The organism is Nitrospira sp. M1 (assembly GCF_965152605.1).
In genome coordinates this window covers 3,985,319-4,003,743 of the sequence record NZ_OZ224217.1, presented here as the reverse complement: position 1 = coordinate 4,003,743, position 18,425 = coordinate 3,985,319, and the positions used below count along the sequence as shown (strand labels likewise).

Here is an 18,425-nt window from a genome sequence, read left to right as displayed (position 1 = left end):
AATAATGAGAAATGTGGATGTGGAAATAAGTAGGGGGTGGAGGCATGGATGGGGGATGCTGTTGCTTGTCCTTCTCGTCAGTGCATGGGGGTGCGTCTCTCAGTCTGCAATATCACCGGAGATACGAAATCTGCCACATCAACAAGACCTTGTCCCGATTCATGTAAGAGATCTGGCGGGCGTATGGGAATATGAAGAAAGCAATGTTGTCTACCCGTTAACATTTGATGAGAAAGGGAACGGGGTCTATGAGTGGAAGGACGGTCAGTTTACAACGACCAGTGTAGAAGGCCGAACATGGAAAGGCACATGGTCTCAGCGAGAAAATGACCGGGAAGGAGGCTTTGAAATACAATTAGGCCAAGATCTTTTCACTGCCACGGGGCGTTGGTGGTATACTCGTATTGAACAGGTTCATAATCCCTTGGAGCCAGGGGGGACTTTTACTCTCACACGACGTCCAGTTGATATGATGAAGAAAAATTCTGATGAACATCATTAAGACTCACCTTGTGGGTGTCATGATTGTGTTGTCTGTCGTTGGGTGCCAAAGTGCTCCACGGCATGCGACAAATCCCATCGTCAGCATCCATGCATCAACAACTACGGTCATGCTCTCGAATGAGGACGCGGTGAAGCGGTCATTGTATGCGCAATTAGATGAATGGAATGATGTGGACTATGATTATGGCGGGCTGAGCAAGGACGGTGTCGATTGCTCAGGATTTGTGTACCTCACCTACCAGTCTCACTTTGGCGTTACATTACCACGGACCACGGCTCAGCAGTCTCATGTAGGACAACCAGTTGCCCAACGTCATCTGAGGCCCGGAGATTTAGTCTTTTTTAAAACGGGACGCAAGACCAGGCATGTAGGAATTTTTGTTGAAGGGCGACAATTTATCCATGCCTCAAAAAGCCGTGGAGTCATGATGTCAAGTTTAGATGATTTCTATTGGTCGAAAAAATATTGGAAAGCCAAACGAGTCGAAACGCACTCATCTTCTGCGACACTCATCCCTGAATCTACCAATCGCAATTTCGCTAATGTTGGATTGGAGCAGTCTTAGCTGTTGCCTTAGGTGTTGAGACCACCTTCTTGAGGGGCGGGGCTGTCTGGAGGACCTCACGGAGGACTTCGTCAATTGTTTCCACAAATACGACAGTGATATCGTGCTTGACTTGCTCGGGGACGTCCTTGAGATCTTTTTCATTGGCTTTTGGCAATAGAATACGTCGAAGGCCTACGCGATGAGCCGCAAGAATTTTCTCTTTAATTCCGCCAACGGGTAAGACCAGTCCGCTGAGATTGATTTCTCCAGTCATCGCTGTATCTTGTCGAACAGGAATGCGCAAAAATATTGAGGCGAGCGCGCTCGCCATGGTCACCCCTGCAGAAGGTCCGTCTTTGGGTATGGCACCTTCGGGAACATGGATATGAAGGCCATTTCGTTTGAATAAGGAGATGGCAAGTCCCATGGTCTCAGCTCTGGACCACAAATAACTTCGAGCCGCTCGAGCGGACTCTTGCATGACATCACCAATTTGTCCCGTAATGGTTAAGTCGCTGCCTCCCGGAAGCAGTGTACTTTCGACATACAGGACGTCGCCGCCGGCCTCGGTCCAAGCTAACCCCGTGGCGACGCCGACGGGAAGTTCTTTCCGGCCTTCTTCAGGCATAAAGCGTTCTACCCCCAGCATTTCAGAAAGCTCGGCTTTGGGAATGCTGATTGGTTCTGGCACCTGGTCAGGGGAGCGTTCTGCAAGGCGAAGCGCAACTTTTCGTGTCAGTCTTGCCAGTTGCTGTTCGAGTTGCCGGACGCCAGCCTCCCTCGTATATCGATTGATGATGTATGGAAGGACATCCTCGTGCAACGTCACTTCTTGCTCTGTCAGCCCAGCCTCTTTTTGTTGACGCGGCCATAGGTAGCGAATGGCAATTTCCAGTTTTTCCTGTTGGCTATATCCTGGCAATCGAATGACCTCCATACGGTCCAACAAGGGTCTCGAGATTGAATCCAGCGTGTTAGCCGTCGTAATGAAGATGACCTTCGAGAGGTCAAACGGGAGGTCTAGATAATTATCCCGGAATGTATGGTTTTGAGACGGATCAAGAATTTCTAACAGTGCAGACGCCGGATCTCCGCGAAAATCTCTTCCAACCTTGTCAACCTCATCGAGCATGACCACAGGATTATTGGAGCCAGCACGTCGAAGTGCCTGAATAATTCGTCCAGGCATGGCTCCGACATACGTGCGTCGATGTCCACGCAACTCCGCTTCATCGTGAAGGCCGCCTAGGCTGATGCGTTCAAATTTTCGATTGAGTGCGCGCGCAATTGATTGCCCTAAGCTCGTTTTGCCAACTCCTGGCGGTCCGACTAGGCACACAATCGGGGCTTTGGCTGCTGGATTGAGTTTCAGAACGGCCAAATGCTCAAGTATGCGTTCTTTCACGTCCGGAATGCCGTAATGGTCTTCATCGAGGACAGTTCGAACGTGAGATAATTCAAGGCTATCCTCAGTCGTCGTTGTCCAGGGAAGCTCAAGGACGAGTTCCAGGTAACTACGAATGACTTGATGGTCGGGAGCCGTCGGTGGGAGTTTGGCCAGGCGTTTGACTTCACGTGTGGCCTCTGTCTTGACGGCTTCGGGCAGTTCGGTTTCCTCAATACGTTTTTTCAGGTGAGCGACATCGCCTTCTTCATGTTCGCCTTCCATCTCACCCAGTTCCTGTTGGATTTCTTTGAGTTGCTGACGAAGAAAATACTCTCGTTGAGATTTTCCTATTTCAGCTTGAGCCTGACTGGCTATTTGGTGGCGAAGTTTGAGGATCTGGAGTTCGTGCGATAAGGCCGCATAGACCTTTCGAAGAATATCAGTGAGTTGCGATTCCTCTAATAAAGCCTGTAGTTGATCGACGCTCATATTGAGAAGAGGGACTAACCGATAGGCTACCGAGAGAGGATTCTTTTCCGCACGCAAGACGCTCACAATTTCCGAGACGCCTTCATTGGTCATGAGGTTGGTGAGTTCACCGACAAGATCGAGCAGGGCGCGATGCAGGGCTTCGATTTCGTGGCTTGAATCCGTAGGAATGCCTAACTGGCGAACTCGTGCAATGAAATACGGGTCACTTTCTTCCATTTTCAACAGCACCATCCGGTCGACGCCTTGTACTAAGATATTCAGATGACCTTCTGCCGTTTTCACCATTTGTTTAATGAGAGCTTTTGTGCCGATTTGATATAAATCTTCAAACTTTGGATCTTCTTGTTCAAAATCGCGCTGAGCTGAAAACAGAATGGCTTTATCTTCGCTGTTCATGGCTGCTTCTACGGCAGCAATGGAGCGGGAGCGGCCAATAGTAAATGGGACCAGTGTTTCCGGAAACAACACGGTTCGTTTCACCGGAACAACCGGCAGGCTTGTGATGATGTCTTCATCGCTCATCGTGTGCTCCTTGGTATGTTCCTTGCTGGCACTGCATAATTAAGTGATCGTCGTTTATCGTTTTGATTTCGTCCTGTCACAGATAGTCATGAATGACAAAGAGTCAACCCTCGTCTACGTCTCTCCTGCGATCGACAGGTACATACTCTCAGGGCGATCAGTGTGAAAATATGTTTCATGTGAGACATATGCGAGATCATCGTTCTTTCAAGTGCACGAGAATATCTCGTAACGATATGAGTCCGACGACATTTTCGGATTCTGTGACCAGAAGATATCGAACGCCCTGTTGCTTCATCATGTCGTATGCTTCTTCAATCGGCCATGTCGATTCTACGGTAATCATTGGGGATGTGATAATTGATTCAACATTCGTGGTATGTACATTTTTATCGTCAGCTACAACTTTGCGAATAATATCTGTCTCAGATACCAAGCCGACAATTTTCGAGTTCGGATCGCGAAGTAATTTCCCTGTACGCTCAACGAGCAGAGAGCCTATACCCTCTGTTCTCATCAGTTTTGCTGCATCAAAGACAGAGGATGTACAAGAGATGGTTTTGAGATTCGTGATCATCACATCAGCTAACTTTGCCATAGCGACTCCCCTTGAGAAGTGAGTGGATCTTCATGGAACGGATGAATGTGTCGCTCATGTCCATGGAGCATGACCCCTATTCAGACCAAAATTGTCGTATCATGTTCTGGAGTTAGGTGTATTGTAGCACCCGATGAGCGTTATCGCTTTTCTCATGTTGCGATTGAGATTAGGGTGGGGGCTGAGCTAAATCGGTGACCTTTGGTCGGAATATGCCCAGTTGTTCAATGTGTTCTCTGTTTATTTGATGTGATGGCTTAGGGCGGTTCGATCGTTTAGGCATGAACTGTGGAGTCGATGACTGGCGTGCGTATTGACAACTTTACCCCCGAGTTTTATCCTCTTTGGTAAGTACTTACTTACCAAATAATATTCTATGAAACCTTCTTCTCTTAATGGCCCTTCGCCTCGAATTTCAGGGGCGAAACGAAAGGCGAGCATTATCGCCTCGGCGGCGAGGCTCTTTGCCGCGAAGGGTTTTACTGGGACAAAAACGAAAGTCATTGCCGAACACGCCGGCGTAAGCGAAGCCTTGGTGTTTAAACATTTTCCCTCAAAAAAAGATTTGTATGCGGCCATTCTAGAGGATCAATGTCCTATCCCATCAATTCTTGCTGAACTGAAGACGTTCGCGGACGAGCAACATGACGTCAAAGTGTTTTCTTGTATTGCCAAGTCAATAGTGCGCAAGGAACCAGATGTTCAGTTAATGCGGTTGTTGTTGTTCAGTGCGCTTGAGGAGCATGAATTGTCTGATATGTTTTTCCAAAACCATGTCCGTGTATTCTATGATTTTTTGTCTAGCTATATTGATCGACGAATTCGAGATGGAGCCTTTCGTTCCGTTGATCCACTTCTTGCAGCACGGGCATTCATGGGTATGTTGATCTACCATCGTCTCTTAAGCCAATTATTTCATCTGCCCGTGAAGCAAAAATCACAAGAGATCGAAGATACATTTGTTTCCATTTTTTTAGATGGCTTGCGAGTGGGAAAGATTCCCACGGGAATGCTTCAGGATGTTTCACCTATACGATCTCGATCGTCACGGAGAAAAAAGCGCGTATGAATTTCGTGGCCCTCAAAATGCTGTTTGGTGATCGGGCAAAGTATTTGATGTTGTTGGCAGGACTTACTTTTTCGACCATGCTCATTGTGCAGCAGGGCTCCATCTTTTGGGGACTTATGATGTACTCGCAATCCGGCATTAGCAACATCAATGCGCCAGTCTGGGTAACGGATCCCAATATCAATCAGGTTGATGAGGTGAAGCCATTAGCGGATACGGCCGTGACGATTGTGAGAAGTGTGCCTGGAGTTGAATGGGCGGTGCCGTTGTATAAAGGTGTGCAGCGTGCCCGATTAGCCGATGGAAATTATCAGCAAATCTCTTTGGTGGGGTTAGATGCTGCGACATTGCTGGGGCGTCCTCATACGGTTTTCGAAGGGTCCATTGAAGAACTGCGCTCGCCGGATACGGTGGTGTTAGATCAATGGGCCGTAGAGCGGTTAGGTGGACCAGATGTGATCAAATTAGGGACGGTGTTTGAGATAAACGATCGTAAGGCCCGGATTGTTGGCATTGCCGATACCCAAAAAAGTTTTCAAAACATACCGTTTGTCTATACAACCTATGAACGCGCCCTGAGTTATTCGCCGCCAGAGCGACGAAAATTGTCGTATGTCATCGCCAAGCCCATTTCGGGTGTGTCGCCGGAATCCCTGGCAAGACGAATCGAAGCTGAAACGGCGTTGGGTGCGTTTACGGACGAAGAGTTTTCGTGGAAGACCATTCACTGGGTGTTGAAAAATACTGGCATCGGAGTCAATTTTGGAACAACGGTCTTGTTGGGCTTTATCGTGGGTATGGCCATTTCAGGGCAGACGTTTTATCTCTTTACGGTAGAAAACTTAAGACAATTTGGGGCACTCAAAGCCATTGGTGCGAGCACAGGGATGCTAGCCCGCATGATTCTCCTGCAAAGTTTTTTGGTCGGGTTCATCGGGTATGGAATCGGTGTTGGGTTAGCGACCATCTTTGGCCTGACCGCGGCGAGTAATGAGCAGTTACCGTTTGTCGAGACCTGGCCCTTATTAGGTGGAGTATTCGTTGCGCTATTGGGAATTTGTAGTTTGTCGAGTGCCATTAGCATTCGCAAATTAGCCAAACTAGAGCCGGCCATTGTGTTTCGGGGTTGATGATGACTCAGGCGATTACCAGGCTCCCCGATGGAATCCAGACCAGTCTTGTCACGGCGCGAGGGTTGTGCAAAAGCTTTGGCGAGGGGAACGCACGAATCTCTGTTCTCAAGGGAGTCGACCTGGATGTGTTTATGGGGGAAGTGCTGTTGCTGGTAGGACCGTCCGGAAGCGGGAAAACCACATTACTCTCAGTTATCGCCGGTATCCTCGATGCCGATGAAGGGGAGCTCTCCATTCTTGAGCAATCAATCACAAATTTGTCGGCTGCGGCGAAAACGCAATTTCGCCGGGACTATTTAAGCTTTGTGTTTCAACAGTATAATTTATTGCCTACCTTAACTGCGGCGGAAAATGTGGCTGTTCCCTTGTTCATCCGAGGTGTACCCAAAAAGGAAGCGCTTCAAACCGCAGAGGGCATACTTGCGGAGCTTGGAATGGGTGAACGTATGCAGTCATTGCCATCCAAATTGTCTGGTGGTGAACAGCAGCGGGTGGCGATTGCACGAGCTCTCGTTGGAGACCCGCGCTTACTGCTTTGCGATGAGCCGACGGCAAGCTTAGACGGGGAAACGGGTCATAAAGTCGTTGAGCAGCTTCAACGTATTGGTCGGCGCTCGAATCGTGCCGTGATTATCGTCACGCATGATTCACGAATTTTTGAATTTGGAGACCGTATCGTGCATATGGAAGATGGGCAGATTGATCAAGTGCAACATGTGAATGGTGAATCTACGTGATGATTTTTAGGCGATTGAGTGTTTGGATTGCGATCGGCGGCGTCATCTTGACGGTGACGACGTTATGGGGGGCACGTGATACTCCTCCTGCGCCCCCGCCTTTAGAAGAGCCGCCGCGAAATCCGTATGCATCAACGGTTGCCGCATCGGGGATTATTGAAGCGGTGAATGAAAATGTCCGAATTGCGCCGCCTGTGTCTGGTCTGGTGACCAAGGTTCATGTCCAAGTTGGTGATCATGTGACGCAGAGCCAATCTTTATTCCAACTTGATGATCGTGAGTTGCGTGCACAACTTCAGACTCGACAGGATTCAATACCATCGACCATCGCTCGCATCGAGGAACAAAAAATTCGCTTAAAAGATCTGATGGATCAATTGGGACGATTGCAGGCAGTCGAAGATCGCCGTGCGGTCAGTCAAGATGATATTCAACGAAAATGGCATGAAGTCGAAGGGGCGAAGCGTGCGCTCATTCGAGCCAAGGCTGATGTCCGTCTGGCAAGAACTCAGCGGGATGAAGTTCAAATTTTATTGGAACGGTTAACGGTCCGTGCTCCGAGACCCGGAATGATTCTGCAGGTGAATATTCGAGCGGGCGAATATGCGATGGTTGGAGCGCAGGACCCTTATATTCTGCTGGGCGACACCGATAGCTTGCAGGTGCGAGCCGATATTGATGAGGTCAATGCCCCATTGGTCAAGCCAAATAGTTCAGCCGTTGCCTATCTCAAAGGTTCAACTGAGCGCTCAATTCCTCTCACATTTACTCGTATTGAACCGTACATAGTTCCGAAGCGATCGCTCACGGGAGATAATCGGGAGCGAGTCGATACGCGCGTGTTGCAGGTGATCTATCAATTCGAAAAGCCAGGATTTCCGGTGTATGTAGGACAGCAAGTCGATGTCTTTATCGAACGTTCTCAAGCTTCCAAGAACGTAGTTCAGGAAACATCGAAATGAATCCTCTTTTTCGCTTCACGTTTCACGCTTCACGTTTCGCGCTTCACGACCTTCGCTTCACCCTTCACCCTTCACATTTCACGCCTTTTGTTTCCCGTCCTCTGTCTCTCGTCGTACGAATGATTCTCGTTCTCGTAATTCTCAGCCTCACTGGCTGCCTTGTGGGCCCGGAGTACCAGCAGCCGGTTGTTGATGTTCCAAAGGATTGGCAATCCCTCGCGTTTGAAGATGATGGAGTTGAGGAAATTTCGATAGCAACATCTTCTAGCATTCCCGAAGCCAATTGGTGGGAGGCGTTTCAAAGCGACGAACTGTCCAGGCTGATCGATCTTGCATTGACAAGTAATCATAATATTCAAGAGGCGAGCTTTCGTGTCATGGAAGGTCGTGCATTGACGACTGCCGCTGGAGCTGGACTCTATCCGCAAGTGAATGTCAATGGCGCCTACAGTCGAAACCGTCGTTCTGAAACGATTTTAGTGAATCCCACCAGTGGGGCGCCCGAAGGTTTTGCGCCGCCTGGTGCCAACTTTGATGTGTGGAATGCCCTGCTCGATCTGCGTTGGGAATTAGATTTATGGGGGAGGATTCGCCGAGGTCTCGAGGCCGTCGAAGCCGATGCCGAAGCCTTGGAGATGGAACGCCGAGGGATTGTGCTTTCGCTCATTAGTGATGTGGGTGAATCGTATTTTCGACTGTGCGAGTTGGATGAACAAATTGACATTGCGCAAAAAAATCTTCTCCTTCGCCAAGATTCCTTGAATTTACTGAGAACTCGAGCCGATGCGGGATTGATTTCGGATCTTGATGTGAAGCGGGCGGAAATTCTTGTAGCTGAGAGTGCCGCGCAAATTCCTGAACTTCATCGACTGCGAGCCGTTCAAGCCCATCACCTTGAAGTTCTCACTGGTTCTCAGCCGAATTCACTTGATCTTGAAAACAATCCACTTCGGAATGTCTTGACGCAACCTCGGATTCCGGTGGGACTGCCTTCTGATCTCTTAAAACGTCGTCCCGATATTGTCCAAGTTGAACAGTCACTCATTGCGGCAAATGCAAGAATTGGTGAAGCCCGGGCGTATTTTTTCCCTTCCTTGAGTATCACGGGTAATGGGGGTTTTCAAACTAGCGAGTTTGATCAATGGTTTAACTGGGCTAGTCGATCGATGAGCATTGGGCCTTCTGTCACGCTTCCTATTTTTTTAGGAAAAACCAACGTGGCGCGTTTAGAAATCGCGGAAGTTCGCTACGAGCGAATGTTACAGCAGTATCATCAAACGATTCTTAATGCCTTTCGCGAAGTAGCCGATCTTCTTGTCGCTCTGCAAACCCGTGGCGAACAATTGAAGTATCAAGGCATCCAAGTTGCTGCGGCCAATGAAGCGCGTGAGCTTGCTGAGATTCGGTATCGAAAAGGGCTGGTGACGTTTCTGGATGTCTTGGATGCACAACGAAGTGTGTTGAGTGCCGAACAGTCATTAGTCGCAACGGAACGCGCTCGTCTCACCGAGATGGTTGCTCTTTACAAGGCCGTCGGGGGAGGATGGGAGAGTGTGGATACATTGAACGTGACGAGTGCAAAGCGATGAGTTCTACATGATTCGATACACAACCACGCTCTTCCGTGCAATCACGATGTTGCTGATCTTTTCTTTCGTGTCGTTGCATCTCTTCCTGACAACGTCTGAGGCCTCAGCAGCGCAAGGGAGCCAAGGCCTCTCTTTGCAACATGTGACTCCCCCCAATATGGTGTTGATTCCGGCGGGGGTGTTTGAGATGGGATCTCCAAATGCACAAGGGAGTGCCGATGAATATCCTCAGCATAGGGTATCTTTGGATGCGTTTTTTTTAGATACCTATGAAGTGACGAATCGGCAGTTTCGAAAATTTGCGAAATTGCATAGGTATAAGACCACCGCAGAGAAGCAAGGAAAGGCTTGGGCCTATGTCGAAGGGCATCGATGGACGGAAGTGCCTGAAGCCTGGTGGCGAAAGCCGGAAGGCCAGGACAGCGTCTTTGCATCTCGACGGGGAAGTCATCCTGTTGTGACTGTCTCCTGGTTAGATGCCAAGCAGTATTGTGAGAGCGTTGGTAAACGCTTACCCACCGAGGCGGAATGGGAGTATGCCGCTCGTGCTGGTTCGAACAAGAACGTCTGGTGGGGGACACCGCAATCTGCATTGCATGGTGTTGGAAATGTGGCTGATACCACGCACAAACGTGAATTTCCAGAGCGACCATGGCCGATTCTTGAGTCGTACGATGATCAGTATGTCCGAACAGCACCTGTGGGGAAATTTAGCCCGAATGCCTGGGGTCTGTATGACATGATTGGGAATGCCTGGGAGTGGGTAAGCGACTGGTATGCTGAAGGATATTATGCTCAGAGTCCAGAGAAGAACCCTCAAGGACCCTCAAGCGGACATTTTAAAGTTCTTCGCGGTGGTTCATGGTCCACGTCTCCTGAATTTCTTGGTACGGGAGTACGAATTTTCAATCACTCAACATCACGAAATGCCGCACATGGCATTCGCTGTGCGAAAGATGTAGAGCAACATGATAAAGAAGGAGGAAGTCGTGGTGGAGTTTCATGATTTTAGTTTTATCGCTTTGCGCTCCACACTTTTAGTCCTTCAAGAACAGCGATTTCGACAAGTTGCTGATCAAAGGCCACGAGCTCAAGGGTGTCGTGTAAGTGTTTCTGTAGATACAGGGTAGAAGCAAGTTGAATGGCATCTGGCCCGCGTAAGCGATATTGTGTGAGTAACTCGATAGCCTGGGCCGTCACGTCAGAACTCATTTCGACAACATAGAATGCTGCTATATCTTGTTGTAATGCACCGAGTGCGCGATCTCGTTCTCGAATGGTTAATGTGCCTTCTCGTGTGCGTCGAGCTAAGGCTGAAGCCACTTCGACTTCTGTACAACGGCTAGTGGCACAGTGACTTTCTGATAGCAAGCGACCCATCTGTTGACTTCTTGTTTCATGGACATATCGTTTTGCCAATGCGCTGGCATCAAAATACCGAGTCACAGTCGATCCTGTCGATCTTCGAGAATCGTCTTAGATAGAGGGCCTCCTTTTATCCGAATGGGTTTAAATGTTTGTAATGAGTTGAAAGATGCTCGAGAAATCTTTCCTGTCGCAACCAATTCGCTCAATCGCACTTCTTCTTTTGTACCTTTCAACGTCAATGGACGCAATCCGGCCACTGGTTGTCCTCGTTTGGAGGTGCAAAAGGGATTGTGAAATATATTGCTGATGATTTTGATGCTCCACTTCCTCTGAACTGGAAGGTCGATACGCCAATCAACTGGGTGTAAATTCAGCCCTTTCCACTCACCTCCCTGCTTTAATCCTTGGTTTTTTGAAATTCATCATTCAGCACTCCGTACTCATCACTTACTCTTTTCAATAGTCCTCTGTACCGGTACGTCTCATTCTGCGTTTTTTGCTTCCGTATCGCCGATAGTTCTACCGAATCGATAGAATGCCACGTTGCCATATTTTAGAATCCACTACGTGAGATGTCTCAGTTGGTGCTGGCCTTTAGTACGATCATATGCAAGCGTGGGGTCAACTAGAAAACCCTCTGGATTCATTTGTGAATACGCGGTAGACTGCGTTTATGCTGGCACATTGAAGCGAACACCTACCGTTCTTGTAAGAATTTTGAGGAAGTTGTATTGGTGGATGCTATGGGTACCGTAATTCGTTCTCGTCAATATTTGAAAAAAGGTGTTCTTGTGGTAAGCGCAATGAGGAGTGGGGCCGCGTGTCATGCACGCAACATCAGCAACTATCGGTTCTTAGGAATAGGGCTGCTGAGCAGTATTCTTATTTTCTTTGGATTCAGCACCCTGTTTGCTCAGGTCGAGTTGCAATATCAAAACCGTGGGAGCTGGTATGAAGGGATTAAACCCAAGCCGGTTTCCGGGTATGACATCGAATTGATTTCCGTGCTTGTTGACTATCAGGAGATGAGCGATACGTTTCCTGCAAAAGTGAAACTCCGATTTTATACCCCGCAAGCAGCAGATGTCTTTCTCACCGTGCGAGAGTTGGATTACCGATATTACTACTGGCTGGATCGTGTGAACCTTGAAATGGCTTCTTGGAAAGCTGGAACATACAATAGTTTTGAATGGGAGACTGGGACCGTGTTGCGGCAACTCAGCGACTCATTCAGATTGTATGACCTTGGTGTTGTGGCTCGTCTTAACAGAGAGACGCCCTCAGCAACGGAACGGATCCTTCCTGCCATACTTTTCCATTCTCAACTTCCTAACATTATCAATGGCTACCGTTTCACGTTGAAAACCGGAGGGGATGCGAGACTCTTTTGCAAGATCTTCAAGGAGGGTGATGACGAACCCATCGATACGCAAGTGTTTCGCCGAAAACGTGGAGGGCGTCCGTTTACCATTACGTGGGATGCGACGCAGGCAGCGCCAGGGGACTATCGGTTAGTCATTACGGGATTTTTCCTGAACACAAACGAAGGTATTAAGGCTCAGACCATTCGATTTTATCATCAGCCCACGCCGCCTGTTCGATAACGTTACGCCTATGTTCATTGATGAGTGACATTTTCCTCAGTTACTCAAGTCAGGATCGCTCACGAGTCGAAACTCTTGCCCACGCGCTTGAGGCGCAAGGGTTTTCTGTCTGGTGGGATCACCATATTCCTCCAGGGACGACGTGGGATAAAGTCATTGAGGGCGCATTGAACGATGCAAAATGTGTCATCGTCGTGTGGACGAAAACGTCGGCGGATTCCGATTGGGTGCGGAACGAGGCTGCTGAAGGTCGAAAACGGCAAAACTTGATTCCGGTCCTATTCGAATCCGTTGAAATCCCATTGGCCTTTCGTCGTGTCCAGACGGTATCGCTCATTGATTGGGATGTGACGGAACCTCATGATGGCTTTGCGCGTTTGGTGCAGGGGATTGCGAGGATGTTGGGCCAGCCGGAGAAAGCGCATGCGGCGGCGGCTCTTGCACCTCCCAAGAAATGGAGTGTGGGAGTCTTCTGGCTGCTGTTTCCGACTATTGTCGTTGTTGCGGTTGCTGCGGCAAGCATGAGTTGGCGTATTCCAACGTCTGTCCATGTCGACCTTACGACCAATCGCCTGATGTTCACGACCAGTGATATGAAGGGCGCTCAGTACCTTACTGATGATCTTAAGCCCAAGTGGATGACGCTGCAGCAGTTTTCTTCTATTCGTTTTGGTCCAACAATGTTCACAGTTGCTGATCCGTCTGAATATGATTTTGAAACAGATCGATTTCTGGAAAGCGCTTGGCGCGATCTGACGGGACTTGAGAGCATGGTTGCGTTAGTAAACAGTCAGTCGTCTGATAGTGACGTGACATTCGAAGATATTGCGCGGACATCCACGACTATTGGCACGATTGATGCTGTGCGTGTTCCTTCTGATTCCATGCTGGAAATGGCTGTTGGTACTGGGCAGGATGCGTCATTGGCTATCCGTATCACAAGTCCCACAACCCAATTGACGTTCACTCCTGACGGTACGACGCAGCTTATCTTAGATCATGTAGCGATTGGAGGGGCACAACTTCCTGCGTTTGCCGAGACAGAAGATTCCCTGACGGCACGAGTGACATTACGAGCGAATGCGCCATCATTTGAAATTCAGGGTATTGAGACCGGCGTCCTGCTTATTTTGGGATTTCCAGCAGACCGTGACGTGAAACTCTTTTCCACCGGAACCTTGTTGATTCGTGGAATGGATTTTCTGGAACAAGGGAAAAACGGAAATCCAGTGAGCCCTGAAAGTCTACGTGGGACGATCAACTATGATAGGCAAGGCGATGAATTTGAGCCGATTGAGTTTGCTGCTCCAGATTACTTGTCGTTTGATGACGAAGATGTATTTGAAATAAAATCGCTGACGTTTGATGGAGCCTCGCAGACCATGCATGTACGTTTTGATGGATTGGCGCATAAACTGAAAACCGGGACGGCAACACGGAATGTTGATCATCGAATCACGGCATTCGACTATATCACCGGGCAGCCGTACGTCTTGGCATTACTCGGTGTCGTTGTCTGGATGGTGCCGACGACATTCGCTGGGTGGCGGTTGTTGAAAGGTGGTACGTTATGAAACGTGCAAGTTCGTGGAGAAAGTGCGGGGCGTGGTATCTCGTTGGTGTGATGGGGTTGTTGTTCGTTGTTCCTGGAATGGGGGAGGTATTGGCTGATGACTTAAATGGATTGAAAGATGGCGTCGTGAAAATAACGTCGACACTGGAGGGCCGGAGTCGCGTAGGATCGGGAATTATTGTGAAGACGGACGGAAAGGTTGCGTATATCGTTACGGTATCGCATGTGATTGAGGGAGATCCGGCTCCGCAGATATCGTTTCATGGCAAACCGAATCGAAAATTTCCTGGTGAAATTATTGGGTTGGATTCCCGGAATCCAAAGGGGTTAGCCGTGTTAATGGTTCAGGCCCCGGCTTTGCCGACTGGAGTGCAACCGTTGTTATTTGATCAGGCAATTGGGTCTCACGCCGGAGAAGATGTGACCTTAATCGGTTTTCCTCGTCTTCCTCCTGTGCCCTGGGCCGTGACGCGTGGAGTGGTGACCGGGCAAGTGGGGCAGGACTTAATACTTTCAGGAAAGGCTAGTGAAGGCAATTCCGGAGGGCCGGTGATTCAAGATGATCGTGTAATCGGTGTCGTGACCGAAGTGACGGATGGGTATGTGTATGCGGTGCCTGTCGTCATTGCAAAAGTGGCATTGCGTGGTTGGGGAATTTCACTAGAAGAAGGGTCGGGGATGCCCCTTGCAAAACTTCCGAAAGAGGAACCGTCGTCGGATATTGCAACAGAATCGTCCACTCGTAGAATAGAACCAGAAAAGGATGTGATTCTCAATCTTCCGCCTGGCGAATCGGTCACGGATGTTCCAGGCACGATTGACGGAAAGGATGGGGGCTCAATGGTGTTAATCCCAGAGGGGACATTTTTTATGGGCACACGTCCCGATGACGTATGCGAATGGGATTCCATCGTGAAAGTTGAGTTTTGTGTTCAGGCGAGGAATGCCGACTATGCGCCTCAGCATACTGTTACCCTCGACACATTTTATTTAGACATCTATGAAGTCACGGTTGAACGGTTTAAAAAGTTTATCAAGGATACGGGATATAGTAGTACGGTCGAAACCAAAGGACGGCAAACAGCTGTTATCGAAGCCGCAACATTTTTTTTCGGAAAGTCGTGGGAAGCAGAGACGGTAGAGGAAGCAGACTGGCAGCGACCGTTAGGGAAATCCCAGGACGGGACAGACGTCTTGCCTCATCATCCGGTCGTGCAAGTTTCGTGGTTTGATGCCAATGCATATTGCGAATGGGCTGGCAAACGGCTACCAAGTGAAGCTGAATGGGAGTATGCCGCACGGGCTGGAACCGTGACGAAACACTGGTGGGGCGATCAAGTCCCTCGTGAACAGGTTGGGAATCTTCCTGATACAGTCTATCAAGCAACTTTTGAGAAAGAGACTGAATTTGAATCGTTTGATGATGGGGTTGCCCGGTTGGCGTTGGTTGGCGCCGGCAAGGCAAATCCTTGGGGACTCTTCGATATGGCTGGCAATGCCTGGGAGTGGACGAATGATTGGTATGCCCCCAGCTATTATCAGGAAAGCCCTCAACGCAATCCTCCTGGTCCTGCCACGGGAGCTGAAAGGGTGAAGCGCGGCGGGTCTTGGTATGCGTATCAGGAATTAAAAGTTCGAGCGCATCAAGCTCCCGAAGATTCCGATGATCAAACCGGATTTCGTTGTGCTCAGGGTGTAGAGAAGCCATGAGGAGTGGAGAGGTCATCTTAGGGCAGAGCCTGTGGTGTTTCGTGCAGTTCGTGAGGTGAGTGATGTGGATGCGATTCCATCATGCGCTATTGTGTCTGATCGTTGGACTTCCTGCGACAGTGGGTGCCGTCGCCTTTGAACCGCTGAAGGCGGGTGTGGTGAATATTACGTCGGAGTTCGAAAATGGAAAGCGAAAAATTGGTACGGGTTTTATTATCCGCCATGCCGACAGCGAAGCCTATATCATTACGGCCTCGCATGTGATTGAGGATGCGGAGGCCCCTCGTCCCAAGATGAATGTGCTCTTCTATCCTGATAAATTACGGACCTTTTCCGCTGAAATTACGGCTATGCAGTCAATCGTTGAGAATCCACGTGGCTTAGCGGTGTTGCGGGTGACTGGACGTCTGCCGGAAGGCATTGCGACATTGAAGTGGGGGACAAGTGATGCGCTCAATGGGGGAGAATCTGTTGACTTTATCGGATTTCCTCGATTTGTCGAGACTCCGTGGGCCGTCACAAGCGGGCGGGTTTCTGGATGGAAGGGTGAGTATCTGACGTTATCGGGAACGATTGATGAAGGTAATTCTGGAGGTCCCATTTTTTTAGATGGACATGTGGTTGGTGTGGTCATGGAGAATCAAGGGGCTTTTAGTTATGGCGTTCCTGCGTCCCGCGTTGGCCGGTTGGCCAAAAATTGGGGCATTCTCTCGCGTTGGCCGCCCGTGAGTCAGGATGTTGATGGACCGGTGACGCCGCCATCATCTTCAACGCACGCCAAGAACGCGTCACTCACAATCCATAGCGTTCCTGATAATGCTGATGTTCTGATTGATGATGTCATCGTAGGAACAACGACACAAGGCTCGTTGACGCTGAAGGATCTGGATCCCGATGAGTATGAGATTGTTGTGCGAAAAGATGGATTTACGCCATGGGCCAAGAATATCGAAGTTTATCCTGGGGAGTCTCGTTCGCTCCACGCTACGCTGAAACAGGGGCGTATGTTGAATATTTCAGGTACGTGGCGTACACCGGAGGAGCCAACCCTCTCGTATGTGTTTGAGCAAACCGGTGAACATGTGGTGATGAAAGAAATGACAACGAGCCTGTATGGATCATCGGTGACGGCGCAAGGTGAAGGGCAGCTTACTGGCAACGTCCTGAATCTTTTTTACTCCACGATTTTAGGGACGACTGGAAGATCTCAGGGTGTTGTGTCTGACGATGGAAGTTCCATTCAAGGCGCCTATCAGGATTTTTCAACTGGCCAGACAGTCCCTTTAACATTACATAAATGTCCCCTTGACGAAGGTTGTCCCTAGCCAGGATTAACGCATTAGGCTGTTCCAGCAGTTCGTTCTTCTGCTTCTCCTAAGACTTTCGAAAATCGAGTTCCCACAATCGTCGTCACCTTTCCCATGATTTCCGTGAGCTCTTTCCACTCTTCGGGTTTGAGCTCATCTTTCAAGTTGGGGTGGAGACCCCATTTCGTACTGACTTTTTGTCCGTCTCGTTGCACGACCACATTTAATATTTCCGTTTCCGCTGCTGGATCATTGGATTGAGGTGTAGATTGCCCAGGACTTGTTCCGCTCGTCGCCATAATCAGTTCCCTTCTTCATACAGTAAATCAATACCATGTGCGTGTCTTGCGTGTGCATTGTATCGCATCACTTCCCTTCCTGTAACCTCTGAAGAGTGATGCTTGAAAAGAGCCTGTCATGTGGCTTGTATCGGTTTGATGCGTTCGTTAGAGTCTACGAAGGTGAGGTGTATTCCCCTGGTCAGTGGAGGGATTCATCATCGGTTTTACGAATAATTGCAGATTTATCATCTATGTGTGGAGGGTGAAGACTCATGAAATGGGATAGACCAGCATTTTGGAAAAATATCACGATGAACGATTTAGCGAGAAACTTTTTTGAAGGTCTTCTCATTCTCGTTCCCTTAGTGGTCACGACGTCAGTCGTCTACTTTGTTTTCGAGACCATTGATGGGTGGTTGAATATCCCTGTTCCAGGAGTCGGATTCTTAGTCACGATTGGCTTGATAGCCTTAACCGGTCGATTTGCCTCGAATGTGTTTGTGCAAAAGATTTTTGATTTTGTGGAACAAATGCTCACCAAAGCTCCATTTGTGAAACTTCTCTATACGTCTATTAAAGATCTTATTGCCGCGTTCATGGGGGAGAAGCGCCGGTTCGATCAGCCGGTGATCGTGACCCTCACGCCGGATGGCCATGCGGAGGCCGTGGGTTTCGTCACGCGGAGCAATATGGAGTTTCTGGGTCTCTTTGATCATGTGGCCGTGTATTTTCCGCAGTCCTATAACTTTGCGGGAAACCTGTTGGTGTTTCCCAAAGATCAAGTTCGGCCTTTAGAAGCCGACAGTTCCGATGTCATGGCGTTTATTGTTTCCGGCGGCGTTTCCGGAGGTCCCCAAATGGAAGGTTCCCCATCCGTGTAAATTCTTGTTGCGAGGCCTCAGTAAGGTGAGTTGAAGCGGCCACATGCCAATTCTTGGCTTTGCGAGGTCGTCGTGTTTGGTTTCCCTCCCCAGGTATAGAGTCATCCTCATTCGTCTGAATGCAGATTGTCCCATTATCTCCACAAGTTTCTGATACATG

The 18,425-nt window shown here is 49.0% G+C and carries 18 protein-coding genes; 13 read left to right on the top strand and 5 right to left on the bottom strand.

All coding sequences use genetic code 11. The annotated features are described in order from the left end of the window. The first annotated feature begins 19 nt into the window (after positions 1-19). Both ACWHX8_RS17930 and ACWHX8_RS17925 read left to right on the top strand, forming a co-directional pair. Positions 20-502: a hypothetical protein gene (locus ACWHX8_RS17930; protein WP_447969503.1), complete on the top strand. Its 483-nt coding sequence runs from the start codon at positions 20-22 to the stop codon at positions 500-502. Next, positions 489-1,070 carry an NlpC/P60 family protein gene (locus tag ACWHX8_RS17925; RefSeq protein ID WP_447969502.1) on the top strand — a complete coding sequence of 194 codons (582 nt, stop codon included), beginning with the start codon at positions 489-491 and terminating at the stop codon, positions 1,068-1,070. The genes ACWHX8_RS17930 and ACWHX8_RS17925 overlap by 14 nt, the downstream gene beginning before the upstream one ends. On the opposite strand, the gene lon is transcribed toward ACWHX8_RS17925, so the two are convergent. Next, entirely contained in the window at positions 1,045-3,453 is a 2,409-nt protein-coding gene (gene lon, locus ACWHX8_RS17920; RefSeq protein WP_447969501.1) for an endopeptidase La, read from the bottom strand. The two genes, ACWHX8_RS17925 and lon, sit on opposite strands and share 26 nt — an antisense overlap. Positions 3,454-3,649: 196 nt before the next feature. Further along, complete coding sequence (locus ACWHX8_RS17915; protein ID WP_447969500.1) at positions 3,650-4,051, bottom strand: CBS domain-containing protein; 402 nt, start codon at positions 4,049-4,051, stop codon at positions 3,650-3,652. Between the two features lie 376 nt (positions 4,052-4,427). Here ACWHX8_RS17915 and ACWHX8_RS17910 point away from each other — a divergent pair, with 376 nt between their 5' ends. The 6 genes from ACWHX8_RS17910 to ACWHX8_RS17885 are packed head-to-tail and all read left to right on the top strand — an operon-like array spanning position 4,428 to position 10,547. Then, positions 4,428-5,120: a TetR/AcrR family transcriptional regulator gene (locus ACWHX8_RS17910; protein ID WP_447969499.1), complete on the top strand. Its 693-nt coding sequence runs from the start codon at positions 4,428-4,430 to the stop codon at positions 5,118-5,120. After that, positions 5,117-6,250: an ABC transporter permease gene (locus ACWHX8_RS17905; RefSeq protein ID WP_447969498.1), complete on the top strand. Its 1,134-nt coding sequence runs from the start codon at positions 5,117-5,119 to the stop codon at positions 6,248-6,250. Before ACWHX8_RS17910 ends, ACWHX8_RS17905 begins: the two co-directional genes overlap by 4 nt. Next, positions 6,250-6,990, top strand: a complete 741-nt coding sequence (locus tag ACWHX8_RS17900; RefSeq protein WP_447969497.1) for an ABC transporter ATP-binding protein — start codon at positions 6,250-6,252, stop codon at positions 6,988-6,990. The genes ACWHX8_RS17905 and ACWHX8_RS17900 overlap by 1 nt, the downstream gene beginning before the upstream one ends. Further along, entirely contained in the window at positions 6,990-7,952 is a 963-nt protein-coding gene (locus tag ACWHX8_RS17895; RefSeq protein WP_447971933.1) for an efflux RND transporter periplasmic adaptor subunit, read from the top strand. The genes ACWHX8_RS17900 and ACWHX8_RS17895 overlap by 1 nt, the downstream gene beginning before the upstream one ends. After that, complete coding sequence (locus ACWHX8_RS17890) at positions 7,949-9,541, top strand: efflux transporter outer membrane subunit (RefSeq protein ID WP_447969496.1); 1,593 nt, start codon at positions 7,949-7,951, stop codon at positions 9,539-9,541. Before ACWHX8_RS17895 ends, ACWHX8_RS17890 begins: the two co-directional genes overlap by 4 nt. A gap of 7 nt (positions 9,542-9,548) precedes the next feature. Further along, positions 9,549-10,547, top strand: a complete 999-nt coding sequence (locus ACWHX8_RS17885; RefSeq protein WP_447969495.1) for a formylglycine-generating enzyme family protein — start codon at positions 9,549-9,551, stop codon at positions 10,545-10,547. An 8-nt stretch (positions 10,548-10,555) separates the two neighbouring features. Here ACWHX8_RS17885 and ACWHX8_RS17880 read toward each other — a convergent pair whose 3' ends face one another. Both ACWHX8_RS17880 and ACWHX8_RS17875 read right to left on the bottom strand, forming a co-directional pair. Then, the gene (locus ACWHX8_RS17880; RefSeq protein ID WP_447969494.1) at positions 10,556-10,987 is read right to left on the bottom strand and encodes a type II toxin-antitoxin system VapC family toxin; all 432 of its coding nucleotides are present in this window, start codon (positions 10,985-10,987) and stop codon (positions 10,556-10,558) included. Next, the gene (locus ACWHX8_RS17875; RefSeq protein WP_447969493.1) at positions 10,984-11,166 is read right to left on the bottom strand and encodes a hypothetical protein; all 183 of its coding nucleotides are present in this window, start codon (positions 11,164-11,166) and stop codon (positions 10,984-10,986) included. Before ACWHX8_RS17875 ends, ACWHX8_RS17880 begins: the two co-directional genes overlap by 4 nt. A 486-nt stretch (positions 11,167-11,652) precedes the next feature. Between ACWHX8_RS17875 and ACWHX8_RS17870 the strand changes: the two genes are divergently transcribed. The 4 genes from ACWHX8_RS17870 (at position 11,653) to ACWHX8_RS17855 (ending at position 17,121) form a co-directional block, all read left to right on the top strand. Beyond that, positions 11,653-12,513, top strand: coding sequence for a hypothetical protein (locus tag ACWHX8_RS17870; protein WP_447969492.1), 861 nt, complete (start codon positions 11,653-11,655; stop codon positions 12,511-12,513). Positions 12,514-12,533: 20 nt separating this feature from the next. Then, positions 12,534-14,087, top strand: coding sequence for a toll/interleukin-1 receptor domain-containing protein (locus ACWHX8_RS17865; protein ID WP_447969491.1), 1,554 nt, complete (start codon positions 12,534-12,536; stop codon positions 14,085-14,087). Next, complete coding sequence (locus tag ACWHX8_RS17860; protein ID WP_447969490.1) at positions 14,084-15,796, top strand: SUMF1/EgtB/PvdO family nonheme iron enzyme; 1,713 nt, start codon at positions 14,084-14,086, stop codon at positions 15,794-15,796. Before ACWHX8_RS17865 ends, ACWHX8_RS17860 begins: the two co-directional genes overlap by 4 nt. Positions 15,797-15,858: 62 nt before the next feature. Further along, positions 15,859-17,121, top strand: a complete 1,263-nt coding sequence (locus ACWHX8_RS17855) for a trypsin-like peptidase domain-containing protein (protein WP_447969489.1) — start codon at positions 15,859-15,861, stop codon at positions 17,119-17,121. 14 nt (positions 17,122-17,135) lie between these two features. Here the strand turns inward: ACWHX8_RS17855 and ACWHX8_RS17850 are convergent, their stop codons facing one another. Beyond that, complete coding sequence (locus tag ACWHX8_RS17850) at positions 17,136-17,402, bottom strand: hypothetical protein (RefSeq protein ID WP_447969488.1); 267 nt, start codon at positions 17,400-17,402, stop codon at positions 17,136-17,138. A 254-nt stretch (positions 17,403-17,656) separates the two neighbouring features. Between ACWHX8_RS17850 and ACWHX8_RS17845 the strand changes: the two genes are divergently transcribed. Beyond that, positions 17,657-18,265, top strand: coding sequence for a DUF502 domain-containing protein (locus ACWHX8_RS17845; protein WP_447969487.1), 609 nt, complete (start codon positions 17,657-17,659; stop codon positions 18,263-18,265). Positions 18,266-18,425 lie beyond the last annotated feature (160 nt).

What these genes read in the sequence shown, in the direction of transcription:
- ACWHX8_RS17925 (WP_447969502.1), top strand. Translation starts at nt 489, where the DNA reads ATGAACATCATTAAGACTCACCTTGTGGGTGTCATGATTGTGTTGTCT.
- lon (WP_447969501.1), bottom strand. Translation starts at nt 3,453, where the DNA reads ATGAGCGATGAAGACATCATCACAAGCCTGCCGGTTGTTCCGGTGAAA.
- ACWHX8_RS17915 (WP_447969500.1), bottom strand. Translation starts at nt 4,051, where the DNA reads ATGGCAAAGTTAGCTGATGTGATGATCACGAATCTCAAAACCATCTCT.
- ACWHX8_RS17910 (WP_447969499.1), top strand. Translation starts at nt 4,428, where the DNA reads ATGAAACCTTCTTCTCTTAATGGCCCTTCGCCTCGAATTTCAGGGGCG.
- ACWHX8_RS17905 (WP_447969498.1), top strand. Translation starts at nt 5,117, where the DNA reads ATGAATTTCGTGGCCCTCAAAATGCTGTTTGGTGATCGGGCAAAGTAT.
- ACWHX8_RS17900 (WP_447969497.1), top strand. Translation starts at nt 6,250, where the DNA reads ATGATGACTCAGGCGATTACCAGGCTCCCCGATGGAATCCAGACCAGT.
- ACWHX8_RS17895 (WP_447971933.1), top strand. Translation starts at nt 6,990, where the DNA reads ATGATTTTTAGGCGATTGAGTGTTTGGATTGCGATCGGCGGCGTCATC.
- ACWHX8_RS17890 (WP_447969496.1), top strand. Translation starts at nt 7,949, where the DNA reads ATGAATCCTCTTTTTCGCTTCACGTTTCACGCTTCACGTTTCGCGCTT.
- ACWHX8_RS17885 (WP_447969495.1), top strand. Translation starts at nt 9,549, where the DNA reads ATGATTCGATACACAACCACGCTCTTCCGTGCAATCACGATGTTGCTG.
- ACWHX8_RS17870 (WP_447969492.1), top strand. Translation starts at nt 11,653, where the DNA reads ATGGGTACCGTAATTCGTTCTCGTCAATATTTGAAAAAAGGTGTTCTT.
- ACWHX8_RS17865 (WP_447969491.1), top strand. Translation starts at nt 12,534, where the DNA reads ATGAGTGACATTTTCCTCAGTTACTCAAGTCAGGATCGCTCACGAGTC.
- ACWHX8_RS17860 (WP_447969490.1), top strand. Translation starts at nt 14,084, where the DNA reads ATGAAACGTGCAAGTTCGTGGAGAAAGTGCGGGGCGTGGTATCTCGTT.
- ACWHX8_RS17855 (WP_447969489.1), top strand. Translation starts at nt 15,859, where the DNA reads ATGTGGATGCGATTCCATCATGCGCTATTGTGTCTGATCGTTGGACTT.
- ACWHX8_RS17850 (WP_447969488.1), bottom strand. Translation starts at nt 17,402, where the DNA reads ATGGCGACGAGCGGAACAAGTCCTGGGCAATCTACACCTCAATCCAAT.
- ACWHX8_RS17845 (WP_447969487.1), top strand. Translation starts at nt 17,657, where the DNA reads ATGAAATGGGATAGACCAGCATTTTGGAAAAATATCACGATGAACGAT.